General features: G+C 53.8%; 15 protein-coding genes and 1 pseudogene. 8 read left to right on the plus strand and 8 right to left on the minus strand.

The genetic code is table 11. The features are described 5' to 3' along the window. Position 1: 1 nt before the first annotated feature. The gene (locus AC2TE5_RS10055) at positions 2-271 is read right to left on the minus strand and encodes a hypothetical protein (RefSeq protein WP_213328442.1); all 270 of its coding nucleotides are present in this window, start codon (positions 269-271) and stop codon (positions 2-4) included. A 52-nt stretch (positions 272-323) separates the two neighbouring features. After that, complete coding sequence (gene yajD, locus AC2TE5_RS10060) at positions 324-671, minus strand: HNH nuclease YajD (RefSeq protein WP_003857471.1); 348 nt, start codon at positions 669-671, stop codon at positions 324-326. A 178-nt stretch (positions 672-849) separates the two neighbouring features. Here yajD and AC2TE5_RS10065 point away from each other — a divergent pair, with 178 nt between their 5' ends. Together AC2TE5_RS10065 and AC2TE5_RS10070 are read left to right on the plus strand one after the other, a co-directional pair. Beyond that, on the plus strand, positions 850-1,875 hold the full coding sequence (locus AC2TE5_RS10065; protein ID WP_133548713.1) for an LLM class flavin-dependent oxidoreductase: 1,026 nt from the start codon (positions 850-852) through the stop codon (positions 1,873-1,875). A 28-nt stretch (positions 1,876-1,903) separates the two neighbouring features. Further along, positions 1,904-2,851: a zinc-dependent alcohol dehydrogenase family protein gene (locus AC2TE5_RS10070; RefSeq protein WP_484613142.1), complete on the plus strand. Its 948-nt coding sequence runs from the start codon at positions 1,904-1,906 to the stop codon at positions 2,849-2,851. 3 nt (positions 2,852-2,854) lie between these two features. Here AC2TE5_RS10070 and AC2TE5_RS10075 read toward each other — a convergent pair whose 3' ends face one another. Then, complete coding sequence (locus AC2TE5_RS10075; protein WP_213328439.1) at positions 2,855-3,889, minus strand: AI-2E family transporter; 1,035 nt, start codon at positions 3,887-3,889, stop codon at positions 2,855-2,857. A gap of 133 nt (positions 3,890-4,022) precedes the next feature. Between AC2TE5_RS10075 and AC2TE5_RS10080 the strand changes: the two are divergent. The 4 genes and pseudogenes from AC2TE5_RS10080 to AC2TE5_RS10095 all read left to right on the plus strand — a co-directional run bounded on the left by AC2TE5_RS10080 (position 4,023) and on the right by AC2TE5_RS10095 (position 7,235). Next, positions 4,023-4,193, plus strand: a pseudogene (locus AC2TE5_RS10080) (protein YdgV). A gap of 117 nt (positions 4,194-4,310) precedes the next feature. Next, positions 4,311-4,673, plus strand: a complete 363-nt coding sequence (gene mdtJ, locus AC2TE5_RS10085; RefSeq protein ID WP_213328438.1) for a multidrug/spermidine efflux SMR transporter subunit MdtJ — start codon at positions 4,311-4,313, stop codon at positions 4,671-4,673. Beyond that, on the plus strand, positions 4,660-4,989 hold the full coding sequence (gene mdtI, locus AC2TE5_RS10090) for a multidrug/spermidine efflux SMR transporter subunit MdtI (protein WP_024909144.1): 330 nt from the start codon (positions 4,660-4,662) through the stop codon (positions 4,987-4,989). The genes mdtJ and mdtI overlap by 14 nt, the downstream gene beginning before the upstream one ends. An 83-nt stretch (positions 4,990-5,072) precedes the next feature. Then, positions 5,073-7,235 (plus strand): bifunctional diguanylate cyclase/phosphodiesterase, encoded by a 2,163-nt coding sequence (locus AC2TE5_RS10095; RefSeq protein WP_484613143.1) that lies wholly within the window; start codon positions 5,073-5,075, stop codon positions 7,233-7,235. A gap of 1 nt (position 7,236) precedes the next feature. On the opposite strand, the gene AC2TE5_RS10100 is transcribed toward AC2TE5_RS10095, so the two are convergent. From AC2TE5_RS10100 to asr, 3 genes are all read right to left on the minus strand, one after another. Then, positions 7,237-8,058, minus strand: a complete 822-nt coding sequence (locus tag AC2TE5_RS10100) for a trypsin-like serine peptidase (protein ID WP_063143028.1) — start codon at positions 8,056-8,058, stop codon at positions 7,237-7,239. Positions 8,059-8,160: 102 nt separating this feature from the next. Then, positions 8,161-8,244 (minus strand): small membrane protein YdgU, encoded by an 84-nt coding sequence (gene ydgU, locus AC2TE5_RS10105; RefSeq protein ID WP_021241182.1) that lies wholly within the window; start codon positions 8,242-8,244, stop codon positions 8,161-8,163. A 94-nt stretch (positions 8,245-8,338) separates the two neighbouring features. Next, the gene (gene asr, locus AC2TE5_RS10110; RefSeq protein ID WP_045910376.1) at positions 8,339-8,809 is read right to left on the minus strand and encodes an acid resistance repetitive basic protein Asr; all 471 of its coding nucleotides are present in this window, start codon (positions 8,807-8,809) and stop codon (positions 8,339-8,341) included. Between the two features lie 342 nt (positions 8,810-9,151). Between asr and AC2TE5_RS10115 the strand changes: the two genes are divergently transcribed. After that, a protein-coding gene (locus AC2TE5_RS10115) for an IS3 family transposase (RefSeq protein WP_484611838.1) occupies positions 9,152-10,512 on the plus strand; the annotation gives its coding sequence in 2 pieces (ribosomal slippage) (positions 9,152-9,602 and positions 9,602-10,512; 1,362 coding nt in all). A gap of 308 nt (positions 10,513-10,820) precedes the next feature. Here the strand turns inward: AC2TE5_RS10115 and AC2TE5_RS10120 are convergent. Further along, on the minus strand, positions 10,821-12,308 hold the full coding sequence (locus AC2TE5_RS10120; RefSeq protein WP_484613144.1) for a carboxypeptidase M32: 1,488 nt from the start codon (positions 12,306-12,308) through the stop codon (positions 10,821-10,823). A gap of 201 nt (positions 12,309-12,509) precedes the next feature. Here AC2TE5_RS10120 and AC2TE5_RS10125 point away from each other — a divergent pair, with 201 nt between their 5' ends. Beyond that, positions 12,510-13,526 (plus strand): hypothetical protein, encoded by a 1,017-nt coding sequence (locus AC2TE5_RS10125; protein ID WP_484613145.1) that lies wholly within the window; start codon positions 12,510-12,512, stop codon positions 13,524-13,526. 27 nt (positions 13,527-13,553) lie between these two features. Here AC2TE5_RS10125 and AC2TE5_RS10130 read toward each other — a convergent pair whose 3' ends face one another. Continuing rightward, positions 13,554-14,483, minus strand: coding sequence for a hypothetical protein (locus AC2TE5_RS10130; protein ID WP_257257902.1), 930 nt, complete (start codon positions 14,481-14,483; stop codon positions 13,554-13,556). Positions 14,484-15,058: the final 575 nt, after the last annotated feature.

Here is a 15,058-nt window from a genome sequence, read left to right on the forward strand (position 1 = left end):
GTCAGGCAAAGAGTCCCTTAATAAGCATCCAGAAAAGTGATAGCAGGCAGAGGATTTGTACGGTTCGCAATGACCACAGCTGAAAACGCCATTGATACCGCTCCCGGGCATCGGCTTCTGCGATCGGGCCAGCGGCATCAGCAGCGTTTTTCCCTGGGCGGCGCAGCAAATCATGGCACAGCCAGACCAGAAGTATGAGGCTAAGTATTCTCGTGAAAAGTAAACCGTAGGCGGTATAAAACATATCCCAGTAGCAGCGGAGGGTGTCCATGGCCTTTATCCTTTCCTGAACCGCCCATACGGCAGGTATGGGCGGTGAACGATTATTTCTTCTTATCCATCATCGCTTTTAAATCGGCAAACGGGTTAAACGTGGCGACGCCCACGTCTTTTTGCGCGTCTTCCCCTGCGACCACGGTGGTGCCGTACTGATCCGCTTCGGTGTATTTCGAATGCTCGTGATCGTGGCAAAACAGGCACAACAGCTCCCAGTTGCTGCCATCTTCCGGGTTGTTGGTATGGTCGTGATCGATATGGTGAACCGTGAGTTCACGCAGATTGGAATAGACAAACTCCCGCGAGCAGCGTCCGCAGACCCAGGGATAGATTTTTAATGCTTTCTCGCGATAGCCGCTTTCCAGTCGCGCGTAGTTTTTAGGGATCAGAGCCATTGCCGGTTTTACCTGCCATGAAAAAAGTGGGGGATATTATATCCCATTATGGCGCGTAATGACGCCCCGCTCAATTCTGTCAATTTATTTGAATCACTCCGTTAAATAAACGGCATTTATTCTTACCGGGTAATGCGTAAAGTGGACAGAACGCAATGCATTATCAGGACACAGGGTTATGAAAAAGATCGGGTTTTTATCCTTTGGCCACTGGACGCCTTCACCGCAGTCCGGCACTCGCTCGGCGGCAGACACGCTGCTGCAGTCCATCGATTTAGCCGTGGCGGCTGAAGAGCTGGGGGCAGACGGCGCGTATTTCCGCGTGCACCACTTTGCCCGACAGCTTAGCTCGCCGTTCCCTTTGCTGGCGGCAATAGGTGCAAAAACGAAAACCATCGAAATCGGTACCGGCGTGATTGATATGCGCTATGAAAATCCGATGTACATGGCCGAGGATGCAGGCGCGGCGGATCTGATTTCCGGCGGTCGTTTGCAGCTTGGCATCAGCCGTGGCTCGCCGGAGCAGGTCATTGATGGCTGGCGTCATTTCGGCTATGTCCCGCAGGAAGGGGAAGACGAATCGGATATGGCGCGCCGTCATACCGAGGTGCTGCTTGAGGTGCTGCGCGGGGAAGGGTTTGCAAAACCTAACCCACAGCCTATGTTCCCGAATCCGCCGGGGCTGCTGCGACTGGAGCCGTATTCTGAAGGGCTGCGCGAGCGTATCTGGTGGGGAGCCGGTTCAAATGCGACGGCCGTATGGGCCGCAAAGCTGGGAATGAACCTGCAAAGCTCAACCCTGAAGGACGATGAAACCGGTGAGCCGTTCCATATTCAGCAGGCAAAACAGATCCGCGCGTACCGTCAGGCCTGGAAAGAGGCAGGGCATACGCGCGAGCCGCGGGTGTCGGTCAGCCGCAGTATTTTTGCGCTGATGGACGACCGCGACCGGATGTATTTCGGTGCCAGCCGTAACGACAGCGATAGCGTGGGCTACCTTGATGAGAAAACGCGCGCCATCTTCGGACGCAGCTATGCGGCGGAGCCGGACAAGCTGATCGAACAGCTGAAAAAGGACGACGCGATTGCCGAAGCCGATACGTTATTACTGACCGTGCCGAACCAGCTGGGTGTGGATTATAATGCGCACGTGATTGAGTCTATTCTCAAACATGTCGCACCGGCAATGGGCTGGCGCGAGTAGTCGTTCCGCTATCAGCCGTGAGATCGTAATGGAAAACCTGGCCCTCTGGTATCGCCGTTTTGGCGAGCCAGAAACCGTTCTGCAACCTGAAACCGCGCCGCTGGGGGCGCTTGCGCCGGGTCAGCTCCGCGTGCAAATGCTGTTTTCTCCGGTGAACGCGTCCGATCTCATTCCCATCACCGGCGCCTATCGCCACCGAACCCCGCTACCGGCGGTAGCGGGGTATGAAGGTGTCGGCGTTGTCACCGACGCGCCCGCGTCGTTTGCGCATCTGCTGGGTAAACGCGTCCTGCCGCTGCGCGGTCAAGGCACCTGGCAGCGCTATGTTGATTGCCCGGCAGAGTATGCCATCCCCGTTCCGGACGCTCTTGACGCACGTCTGGCCGCGCGGGCCTATATCAACCCGCTGGCGGCGCAGATGATGCTTACCCGCTATCCGCCTCAGGGAAAGCGGGTGCTGCTCACGGCAGCCGGGTCGGATTGCGCCATTCTGCTGGGGCAGTGGGCGCGTCAGGCGGGGGCGGAAGCGGTGTACGGGATCCACCGTTCCGCCGTTCACGCTGAACGGCTGGAGGCGATGGGGATCATTCCCGTCGCGCAGCATGACGCCCAGCGGATTGGCTCCGTCGCCGCGCGTACCGACGTTGTCTACGATGCCACCGGCGGGCCGCTTGCGGAAGCGATCCTCAGCGTGATGCCCGAGCAGGGCATATTTGTCTGCTACGGGCTGCTCTCCGGGCAAACCTTCAGACAGCAACGGCCAGCGCCGCGCGTGGCGTGGTTCCATATCCGAAACGGTCTGGATGCGCTCAGCGCTGAGGCGTGGCGCGCGGAGTTTGACCGCATCTGGCTTAATTTGCCCAACAGTAGGTACAGCGACGTCGCGATCTATCCACTGGCGGAATGGCAGAGGGCGATCGGTACGTATCGCGAAGGAGGAAGGACCCGCAAGCCCCTCCTGTCGATGGTGGATTGACCGCTATTGATGGCTCATATCGCTCAGCAGCACGGCAATGCTTTGCCCGCCCGCCGTCTGTTCCAGGCCAATCTTAACGATGATGGTCAGCGGGACGGAGAGCAGCATCCCAACGGGGCCGAGCAGCCAGCCCCAAAAAATCAGGGACAAAAAGACCACCAGCGTTGAGAGTCCCAGCCCTCGCCCCATCATGCGCGGCTCAAGAATGTTACCGAACACCAGATTGATGACCAGGTATCCGGCCAGCAGGATCAGCGCGTCATAAAGCCCGCTGAAAACCAGCACCTGAAGGATAGGAGGGATCGCCGCCAGCACGGAGCCGATGTTGGGAATGTAGTTAAGCGCAAACGCCAGCAGCCCCCAGACAAACGCAAAGCGAACGTCCAGCGCCAGAAGCATCACCCAGACGACGCCGCCCGTGACCAGGCTAATGGCGGTTTTCAGCACCAGATAGCGGGAGACGCTGTCCAGCGCGCGCTGAATCGCCCCCATTCCTTCAACCGGACGGACCATTATCTGCTGCAGCTTTGCCGGCAGCTGCGGCACCTCCAGAAGCATGAACACCACCGTTAAAAACAGCAGGAAAATGGAGGTCATGGCATTGGAAAGCTGCGCCAGCAGGCTGGTGACGATCGTCATGGCCGCGTTGGGGTCGATGTATTTCAGGAGTTCCTCAACCGAGACTTCGATGCCCGCGCGCTGCAGCCAGGGTTCCAGCTGCAGCAGCGGTATCGCCAGCGAAGAGCGGTACTTCGGCAGCGTTCGCGCCAGCTCATTTAGCGAGGTCCCCAGATACGCCATCAGCAAGACCATCGCCACAATAATGATGCTGATAAGCAGCGTGATGGCCAACACGCGCGGAATGCGTAGCCGCGTCATGCGCTGTACCAGCGGGTTAAGGATCACCGCAACAAACAGGGCCAGAATAAAAGGCACAATAATGTCGGCGGCAAAACGAACGCCTGTCAGTATGATCACCAGCATGCCCAGCATGATGACAATTTTTAACCCGTTCAGGGTAATGATGGGTTTAGCCATGGTGACTCCGGAATAATCTTTTTATTTATAATAAAGGTGAAAGGCGTTGCAATAAACTAACCAAAATCAAACGGGATGGGTAAAGAATTGCAAAGACTTTGAGTAAAATCCTAGCTTATGGTACAAATTTGGTGTGTTTAACTACTGAGGACAATTTTCATCCGCAAAGACGAGAAGCAACAACGCGGATAATTGTAATTTTATGGACAATATGTTCAGGACGTACTCTTCAAACAATACCGCTGTATACTCCACCTCCTTCTGCCTGCTTTCTGGTGAGCAACACTGGCGCACCGCACTATAGTCATTTCTTCTGCCTGAGCTGGCGCTAAGCGCTTAGCTGTCTGATTTCAATTCGTATTTTTTGGTTTGCTGCACGCAGCGGGCCACGATGGATTATATTCTCAAGCAGGAGAAAAACATGTTTTACTGGATCCTATTAGCGCTGGCAATTATCGCTGAAATTACCGGCACGCTGTCTATGAAGTGGGCAAGCGTCAGCGATGGCAACACCGGTTTTATTTTGATGCTGGTGATGATTTCGCTTTCTTATATTTTCCTCTCGTTTGCGGTGAAAAAAATTGCGCTGGGCGTCGCGTATGCACTCTGGGAAGGGATCGGTATTTTGTTGATTACGCTGTTCAGCGTGCTGATATTTGACGAAACGTTAACAACAATGAAGGTCGCCGGATTAACGACGCTGGTCGCGGGTATTGTGCTGATTAAATCCGGTACCCGAAAGCCTGGCAAAACGCAGAAGGAGCAGAACCATGCAACAGTTTGAATGGGTTCATGCGGCCTGGCTGGGGCTCGCCATCGTGCTGGAAATCCTGGCGAACGTTCTGCTGAAATTCTCGGATGGTTTTCGCCGTAAACTCTACGGCCTGATGTCGATTGCCGCGGTGCTGGGGGCGTTCAGCGCCCTGTCCCAGGCGGTAAAAGGGATCGATCTTTCGGTGGCCTATGCGCTGTGGGGTGGTTTTGGTATCGCCGCCACGCTGGCCGCAGGCTGGGTACTCTTCGGCCAGCGCTTAAATAACAAGGGCTGGATGGGGCTTATACTGCTCCTTGCCGGCATGATCATGATAAAACTCGCCTGACAGACCTCGAACCATGATTTACAGGCAGCGAAATTCGCTGCCTGTATTACGCTTAGAAAAGCAAAACATGAAGAGGATGGCTGATGTATCGCACATTAAGCTGGCGCAATATTCCCAATGCGAGAACGTTGTTTGCCATGGTCTTCATGGCGGGGATCGGCTTAATCATCTCCATCGTCGCGCTGCTCTACCTTTCCCTGCATCTTATCAGCACCAAAACCAACGAAATTGATGAACACCGCACGGCGCTTTCCGTGCAGGGAGCCATTCAGACCTCGGTTAACCGCGTCTCCTCTCTGGTGCTTGATAACGCCGTCTGGGACGATGCGGTGCGGGAGGCCTACCGTCCCACGCTCGATCCCGACTGGCTGTACAACACCTGGGGTGCCGGCTTTAAAATCAATAACCTCTACGACGGGACCTTCGTGCTGGATGAGCATTTCAACGTCCTCTGGGGATCGTTTCAAAGCCGACCCTTTGACGAAAAAAACCTCGACTTCTTTGGCAAAGGCCTCAAAGCGCTTATCGACCAGCACGGGCGAGCGCTCGCGGGTGAAAAAAATATCTATGCGGGGATCAGCCAGACGCGCACCGGCGTGGCCTTTGTCGGCATTGGGCTGATTCGCCCGATGGTCGGCAGGTTACAGATCCACGACGGAACCCGCCGCTATCTGGTGATTACCCGCCATCTTAACGCCAGAATCTTATCCGACCTGGGCGGCACTTTTCAGATCGATAACCTCCACTTTACCCCAGACAAAATTAACGATCGCAGCATGCCGCTGCACAGTGCTGCAGGGGAGTTAGTCGGATTTCTGAACTGGCAGGCGCGGCTTCCGGGCGCGCAGGCCGCCCGGGCGGCATCTTCTGACATCAGGCAGATTGTGGTGCTGGCGTCGGCGCTGATCCTGCTTTTCATTCTGGTGAGCAGCGTGGGGCTGTACAAACTCGCGCGCGGTGAAAGCCAGGCGCGTCTGGTCGCAAGAACGGACTGGTTAAGCCATTTGCCTAACCGGCGCGCGCTCATCGAGGCGCTGGATCGGGTGCGTTTACGCGGTGATACCGACGTCAAAAGCGTGGTGTTTATCGATCTCGATGGCTTTAAGGATGTGAATGATATCTACGGCCACAGCGTCGGTGACGATCTCATCGTGGCGATAGCGAAAACGCTGAATGAACGCGTGCCGCCCGGCGGGATGCTGGCGCGCATGGGCGGGGATGAGTTCGCCATGACCATCGGCGGTGATGATGCAGAGGCGCAGGCTACCGCCTTTGCCGTTTCCGTGCTGGATTATCTCACCACCCCGGTTCTGCTGGGGGAACGCACAATCCATATCGGTGCCAGCATCGGTATCGCCAGCGGAACCCTGACTGAATGCAACAGCTCGGAACTGTTTCGCCGCGCCGATATTGCCATGTATCACGCCAAAATGAGCGGAAAAGGGCGTATCACCCACTACGACGCGGAGCTGAACAGCGTCCGGGAACGCAAGCTGGCGATTGAAAATCAGATTCGTGACGGCCTGGAGCGCGATGAGTTTGAGGTCTGGTATCAGCCGATTATTGACGCCCGCAGCCAGACAATGAGCAGCGTCGAAGCGCTGGTCCGCTGGCCGCGTCGCCCGGAGGGGCCGCTTGGTCCGGATACCTTTATCGCCATTGCGGAGACCAGCGGGCTGATTTACAAACTGGGTCAGTTTGTGCTGCAGCGGGCCTGTGAGGATCTGCAGCCGTACGGTGAACTAAAGCTTTCCGTTAATATCTCGCCCGCGCAGTTTCGCGATCCTGCCTTTGAAGAAAAAGTGGCCAGCGTGCTGGAGAGCACCCGTTTCCCGGCCCACCGGCTGCAGCTTGAGGTCACGGAGAGCTATGTGCTGGAAAATCCGGAGCGTGCCCGCATGGCGATAGCCAATCTTAAAGCGCTGGGCACCGCGGTGGCGCTGGATGATTTCGGTACCGGCTATTCCAGCATTGGCTATTTGCGGCGTTTTAACTTCGACACCATCAAGATTGATAAATCCCTGGCCGGGCTGGTGGACCACGATGAACAGGCGGCAGCGCTGGTGAGCGGCACGGTGCGGATCGCCAATGCGCTGGGCATGGCGGTGGTGGCGGAAGGGGTGGAAACCGAGAAGCAAATGAAACTGCTGCGGCTGGCTGGCTGCGATCAACTGCAGGGTTTTTGGTTCAGCCAGCCTATGCCGATTGAGTCAATCAGAGCGTTACGTAAGGTCAGACGCTGCTGATTTACTGCTGCGCCAGCGCTTCCAACTGGTCGCGGAAACCGGTAACGGACAGGGCCCGGTTGTCGGCGCGCCATCGGTCTTTTGCCGCAGGGGCAGAGCTCTGGACTCCGATCAGCTGCCAGCCGTTTTCCGTTTTCAGCATCAGCGGCGAACCGCTGTCACCCGGCAACGTATCGCACTGATGCGAAAGCACGCTGTTTTGCGCCCAGCCCGTCACAATACAGTCGGTATGCGTATAAAGCGTATCCAGATGATCGACAGGATAGCCTGACTGCGTCACCTTTCGGTCGGCGGCTTTCAGCGCGGCGGTGAGTGCGGCTTTGTCGCCGTCAAATAACGGCAGCGGCGTAATGCCTGAAGGCGGGTAGCGCAAAACGATCAGGCCAAAATCCCATGAGGCCGCCGCCGGCGGCACTATCCAGCCGTCACCATCCGGTTTCAGACGTTTGCCGAGAGACGGATCGACCCGGCCTTCAATGCCGTGAATTTCATAGCGCCAGGTCCCTTTTTGCGACACAAACCGCAAGGCAACCGCTTTATCCGGCTTGCCGTTTGGCGGTGTTAACAGACAGTGGCCTGCCGTAAGGGCTAGCTGTGGGGTGATCAACGTCGCGGTACATAAGTTACCGCTGGCGGTTTCCAGTTGACCTATTGCATCCCAGGGGGCCTGGGTGGGATCGGCGACGCGCGTACGATCGTCATGACCGAAAAAAAGCGTCTTTAGCTCTTTCGCGCTAATGGTGTCATCACCGCCATCATCCGCATGTGAGAACCCAGAAAAAAGACCAAACGTTCCCAGTAACAACACAACAGATTTACGCATATCACACTCTGGTGGGGGTAATTATGATTATTAAAAGTGAACCCTATGAAAATACTATAGACGGGACAGCGCTAAAGTGGGAGTAAAATCAGCGTGCTACAATCAGGAAAGATAAAAATGGCTTGCGATGAGCGCGCATAAAATAAGCAGGATCAGAATCAGCTCAAACCGATAGCGTCGCAGCATACGCCCTCCGGATAAAAAAAAACGGCGCGGAACCTGTTCCGGTTCAGCGCCGGTTTACCAACGTGCCCCGAAGGGCACGGTTAAGCTTGTACTCTTACGCAGCTGGCTGTGCAGCTGGTTTAGCAGCTTCGTGTTTTACTGCTTTTTTGTGATGCTTTTTAGCAGCCTGAGCTTTCTGTTCTACAGCTGGTTTAGCAGCTTTTTTGTGGTGATGTTTTTTAGCGGCCTGAGCTTTCTGCTCTACAGCCGGTTTAGCGGCTTTCTTGTGGTGGTGCTTTTTAGCCGCCTGTGCTTTCTGCTCTACAGCGGGTTTAGCGGCTTTTTTGTGGTGCTTTTTGGCAGCCTGAGCTTTCTGCTCGGTTGGTGCTGCGGTTGCTGGTGCAGCGGCTTCTTTTTTCGCTGCAGCTTTATGATGTTTCTTATGGTGAACCGCTTTTGCTGGCGCAGCGGTGGTGGTTGCAGCAGGTGCGGCAGCCGGTGCAGCAGTTGCGGTAGTGTCAGCAGCAAACGCAGCAGAAGACAGACCCATAGCAGCGGCAACAACCAGAGCTAATACTTTATTCATTCTCATACCCTCGAATTTGGTTTTTCATTTAACCCCACTGCGGGGCCGTTGAAATAACTATATCCCTGTAAATTCGAGGTTTCCGTGAGTGATTGGTATCGGCGTGTAACCATATGTACATTGCCAGGGTTCCTCAGAAAATATTGCCAGCACGGACGACCCCCTCTCCCTTGAGGGAGAGGGCTGGGGTGAGGGGGAACATACGGCTGTAGTGGTCATTTCGTTCACTTTATGTTTCTTGCTACTCTGTAACGACGTGACCGGTGAACGTGCCAGGGCGGCTCAATCTGCACTAAACCCCGGATCCTGGACACCAGATTCCAAATCTGGAGGTTCAGAACAATGAAATATCCTTTCCATATTAGGCTTGCAGCTGTACTGCATTACATGGCCGGACAGTCGAGTATCAAAGAAACAGCCCATCTGTTCAGTGTGGGCAGAACCCCACTGACCCGCTGGCTGCGGGCTTACCGTCGTCAGGGTAAAGCCGGTCTGGAGGACCGTCCTGCGCGGACCTATACTGCAGAATTCAGGCTCCGCGTTGTCCGCTACGTCGCTGAAAACAGGTGCAGCTATGCGGAGGCTTCATCGCGCTTCGCCATCCCCAATGAGTCCCTTATTCTCGACTGGACGCAGCGTTACCGGAGGGGAGGTGAAAAAGCGCTTCACACTGCCAGACCCGGACCCGCTATGTCACAGAAAAAATATGTTCCCGGCGCCAAGCCCTTCAGTGAAATGACACCCAAAGAACTGCAGAGGGAGCTGGAATATCTGCGCGCGGAAAATGCTTACTTAAAAAAGCTGAAAGCCCTGAGAGAAGAAAATGCACTCAGGGAGCAGCAGAAAAAACCAGATTAGTGCAGTCGTTGCTGACGGCACACAGGCTACCCTGCCTGCTGTATGCCGCGCGGTTGTCACGCAGCACATATTATTATCATGTCTCGCACCCTGAGCACGGGACTGAGCGTTATGCGGATGCAGTCGGTGCAATGAAGGCCATCAGCCAGCGGCATGCGCAGCGCTATGGCTACCGGAGAATGACGAGAGCACTACGGGATAAGGGCTTCGTGCTTAATCACAAAACCGTGCGCAGGCTGATGAAGGAGCATGGACTCACCTGTCAGCTACGCCGGAAAAGATATCGCTCATATATGCCTGATGCGGGTCTGTCATCCGCCAATCTGCTGGCCCGGGACTTTAGCGCTGAACGAAGCGGGATCAAGTGGTGTACGGATGTGACGGAGTTCCGGGCCGGGGGACAGAAACTTTACCTGTCAGCCCTGCAGGATCTGTTCAATAACGAAATCGTGGCCTGGAATATGTCGACCAGTGCTTCACAGCCTCTGGTCTGCAGGATGCTGCATAAGGCCCTGAAAGCACACAGACATAGTGAAGGTCTGGTCTTACACAGCGATCAGGGCTGGGCTTACAGGACACCGGCATGGCGGTTAATGCTGGAAAAAGCCGGTATAGTCCAGAGTATGTCGCGAAAGGGAAACTGCCTGGATAATGCAGTGATGGAAAACTTCTTCAGCCATCTGAAAGTGGAGATGTACTACCGCAAGAGGTATGGTTGCGTGAAAGAGCTGGAGCGGGATATTAAGGCTTATATTCGTTACTTCAACACTGAACGAATCAGCCTGAAAACTGGCGGCCTGAGCCCGGTGGCGTACCGGACTCAGGCAGAAAAAACAAAAGAATAAAGGTGTCCAGGAAACGGGGTTCAGTGCAATCGCCACCGCCCTGGCGACCCGGGCTCCCGGCGGTAAATCGCCGCTTCGCGGTGCCTTCGGCTTATTCCTTCCGGCTTATCGGGGACGGGCGGAGGTAACGTCCCTGTAAAGCCCGCCCTCTCGGCGCATCCATGCGCCTCGCCCCGGCCTGCAGGAAACGCCTCAGCGATTTACAGCCGGACCAGGGCATCGCTGCGAGTCAATCATTACGCTTCGAAAATCTGTATCGCTTCTGCTTAAAAAATTCACTGAAGGTCCCTCACCCCCGGCCAAACAGATTACAAATAGCGCGAGGTCAGATGTTCGCGGAAGTAACGGATATTCAGATCCTCGCCCGTCGCCTGGGTGATTAACTGCGACGTGCTGAAGCGGCTGCCGTGCTGCCAGACGTTCTGACGCAGCCACTCAAAGAGTGCGGAAAAATCGCCCTCAGCGATGGAGGCCTGCAGACCCGGAAGCGCCGTTTTGGCCGCATGGAACAGCTGGGCGGCGTACATGGCGCCAAGCGTATAGGACGGGAAGTAGCCAAAACCGCCGTCGGTCCAGTGGATATCCTGCATACAGCCGTTGCGGTAGTTGTCTTTGGTGGATAACCCGAGCCAGGCCTGCATTTTCTCATCCCACAGGGCGGGAATATCGTCCACCTCGATCTCACCGTTGATCAGCGCGCGCTCAATCTCATAGCGCAGCACCACGTGTGCCGGGTAGCTCACTTCGTCCGCATCGACGCGGATATAGCCAGGCTTCACGCGCTGGTTCCAGGCAATAAAGTTCTCTTCGCTGAACGCCGCCTGGCTGCCAAAGCGGGCGTGCACGGCAGGGAGAAGATGCTTGAGGAAGGCTTCACTGCGTCCCAGCTGCATTTCAAAGAACAGGCTCTGTGACTCATGGATCGCGGTTGAGCGCGCAAGGGCAATCGGCTGTCCTGCCCACGCGCGCGGCAAGTTTTGTTCGTAGCGGGCGTGTCCGGTTTCGTGGATCACGCCAAACAGCGCGCTGAGCAGTTCATCCTCGTCATAGCGCGTGGTGATGCGCACGTCCTCCGGGACGCCGCCGCAGAACGGGTGCGCACTGACGTCCAGGCGGCCGCCGTTAAAATCGAAGCCGAGCACCTTCATGGCTTCCAGGCCCAGTTCACGCTGGGTTGCCGTCGGGAAGGGACCCTGCGGGGGGATAAACGACCGTTGAGCCTGTTTTTCCACCACGTTTGCCAGCAGGTCCGGTAGCCAGGACTTCATATCGCCGAACAGAAGGTCCAGACGCGCGCTGGTCATGTCGGGTTCAAAAATATCCAGCAGCGCGTCGTACGGCGTACAGCCTTTGGCTTCAGCCCGCAGGCGAGCCTCTTCGCGGCTGAGTTTGACCACCTCTTTCAGATTGGCGGAGAAACCCTGCCAGTCGTTGGCTGGGCGCTGCGTGCGCCAGGCGTGTTCACACCTGCTGCCCGCGAGGGATTTGGCTTCCACCAGCGATTCCGGCAGCAGGGTGGCCTGCTGGTAGTGGCGCGTCATTTCGCGCAGGTTGGCCTGTTCGACGTCATTCAAATCTTCACCTGCCGCTGCGGTCAGCCATTCGCCCACCTTTTTATCGGTCAGGAGTTGGTGCTGCAGGACGCTCATCTCCGCCAGCGCTTCACCGCGCGCGGCGCTGCCGCCTGGCGGCATCATGGTGAACATGTCCCAGCTGGCGATGGAGGAGAGGTGAGAGAAGCGGGAGAGGCGCTGGAAGGTGCGGGTGAGAGCCTGATAAGCCGATGTTTTTTCCATTCTTGTTCTTCCTTATCGTTTTGGGAGTGTTAAGGGAGTTTAACGTGATTCCTACACGATTCATGCACTCATCTTACCCACTCTGCAAAGGATGGTTATCTGTGGAGAAAGAAACTTAACAACAAGACGCTTTCCGTAAGCTTGAAGACACGACATCCAGAGACAGCAAAGCTGAGAGCCAGAAATCTCACGATTCAGTTTGTGAAATGCAAAGAGCTTTGCCTATCTTTCGAGGTAATGAGGGAGAGTCTTAAAAAATACCGTGACAGATTAGTTGATGAAGCGATTCTAATCGCTTTAGGCAGTCTGGGAGACGTTGAGGAAGAACCAAGGGTAACTGTGACTGAGAAGCCTCAACATAGCCTCTCCGATGCACTTGAAGAATGGTGTAGGGATAATCGTTCCGACTGGAAACCTCGTACAGAGAAACTTAACAGACGAAGCGTAGAGCTGTTCATTAATTGGGCTGAGAAAAAATCTTTACGACATCTCGAAGAAATCAGCAAAAAGCACATTTCTGAGTTCAAGGGTTTTCTTGAGAAACACTATAAGGCACCCCGAAGCAGGCAGGATGCGCTCATCAAGCTACAGGCTCTGTTCAACTTTTGTGTAAGCAAAAGGGACTACTTGACTGTAAATCCTGTGAAAGGAATGACATACGCGAAGGTGACAACTGTGAACAATAAGACCGAAGTCACCACAGAACAATACAGCCAGGTGATGAGGACTGAGTATGTCCAAAACTACACTGGTCTGAAATGGCTTCTGGCGATTCTTTGGAACACAGGTATGAGAATAGGGGAGGCAATACAGTTACGTCCGTGTGATTACCGTGAGGTTGATGGAATCAAGTGCATAAGCATCAATGCTGAGGGCGGTAAGCAAGTCAAAAATGATTCCTCTATCAGAGACATACCGATAAGCGACGAACTTCTGAGAATGGGGATATGGGAGGCTAAACCAGCATTGGGTTGGTCAAAGAACAATGCCGCTGGGAGTCGAATTGTGTTTGCTTTTGAACAAATTGGCTTGAAACACAGTTCACATGATTTCAGGTACAGCCTGTCGGACAGGTTACGTGATTGTGATGTACCGGATTCAGTTCGATATCACATACTCGGTCATGCGCACACCACCACGTCAGACCGTGTGTATAAGACCAGACAGCCGTTGAAACAGATGCTTCTGGCGTTAAATAAGGCCACAGTGATGCAGTGAGGGGGCAATTAAGCCCCTATATTGAGATTAGTAATTATCCCTTACTACTTCATCATACCGCTCAATGAATGTTAATTGCTTATTACTTCCGTTGTAGCTATCAACCCATTTTTTTACTGCTTCATCGAACAGGAACAGAAAATCGGTATAATTCAGGTACACGATGCCATCATGATGTTGAGTTGGATGGCCTCGCTTACAAATGGCAATGCTCAGGCGACGCTCTTTACCTTGTGTGACCTTGTGAGAATTGAGGTTAGTCATATGAAGAAGTGAGTTTCTTAACTCATATAGTTCATCAGAGGTAATCCCAAGTGCTTGTATTGCTGAATATGTATCAAGCCAATTCTGAAACACCCTCTTAGTGTTACCAAATTCGATGTAGGCGATTGTATCAATGAAGGACATCAATAGCTTAAAGCTTGCAAGATAATGCTTGCTATTAAATAGCAGCTTTATTGGTTCCATATGGTCATCGTTAAGTAGCTTAGCGATTTGAAAACCTTCTTCGTTCATATAGCTGTCAAGGTAATCAGGAAGGGTCTTAACACCTTCAATGTGATGGTTGGGCATATGCTTGTTTCTAAGTTGTTCTGCTAAAGAGACCTGAATCTGGGGTTGTAGTTTTCCCTGAACAACTGGCGTAACAATAACTAAGGGTGAAGCAGGGGCATTCACAGACTCAAGTGCTAACTCAAACGGTGCGAAAGGATTGCCAACCCTTAAATTGGAGTTATACCTAGCAAGGGATAACTTGTTATCACCATCCAGAACGGACGGATGTATTTCATGAAATGAACGACAAGAAGCCAGGTCAGTTTCTAATCTGCGTTTTAAGAACTCCAGCTTCTCATGGTCATTTCCTTCCAGTTCGTGAGGGACGATTCCTGCATGAGTGATGAACAACCCATCGTGAGAAAAGAAAAAGATGTTATAGACGGTTTCTTTCATTTTCATTTTTCATCTACCTCCTCATCCTGCATACGCTTCATCCATTCAGCATGGCATTTATTACATAGCCATTGCTCCATGTCGGGCTGGAGTGTTCCACATTTAGCCGTAGAGACTGGCACGGGAACTCCGCACCCTGACGGTTGAAGACGTAATTGTGCTTTGGTGTAGCTGCTAAGATGTCCCATTCTGGCTAATCCTTTCAGATGTTAGGTGGAGTGAGTTTACCTGCTGATGTGAAAGGTGAGAAATCTGTATCGTCACAGTGATAACCATAAATAAGAAAACCCGTATCGCAGCACATTACGCACACGAAGATTATACAAAGCGCCGTAAGCGTCAGGCAGAAGGTATCAGCAAGGCAAAGGAGCAGGGGAAGTATCAGGGAAGACCAGCAAATACAGTGCTACGTGACAAGATTTCAACCTATCTTGGGAAAGGTGGGGATACCTACGCAGAGATAGCAAAACTCTGTGATTGTTCACTTGGTATGGTGTCAAAGGTTAAAGCGCTACAGACCCAATAAGACCAGGTCATAACTCCCTATTGCAGACTGCCTTATGGCGGTCTTTTTCGTATCT

The sequence above is a fragment of the Enterobacter sp. N5-15 genome (assembly GCF_057221635.1).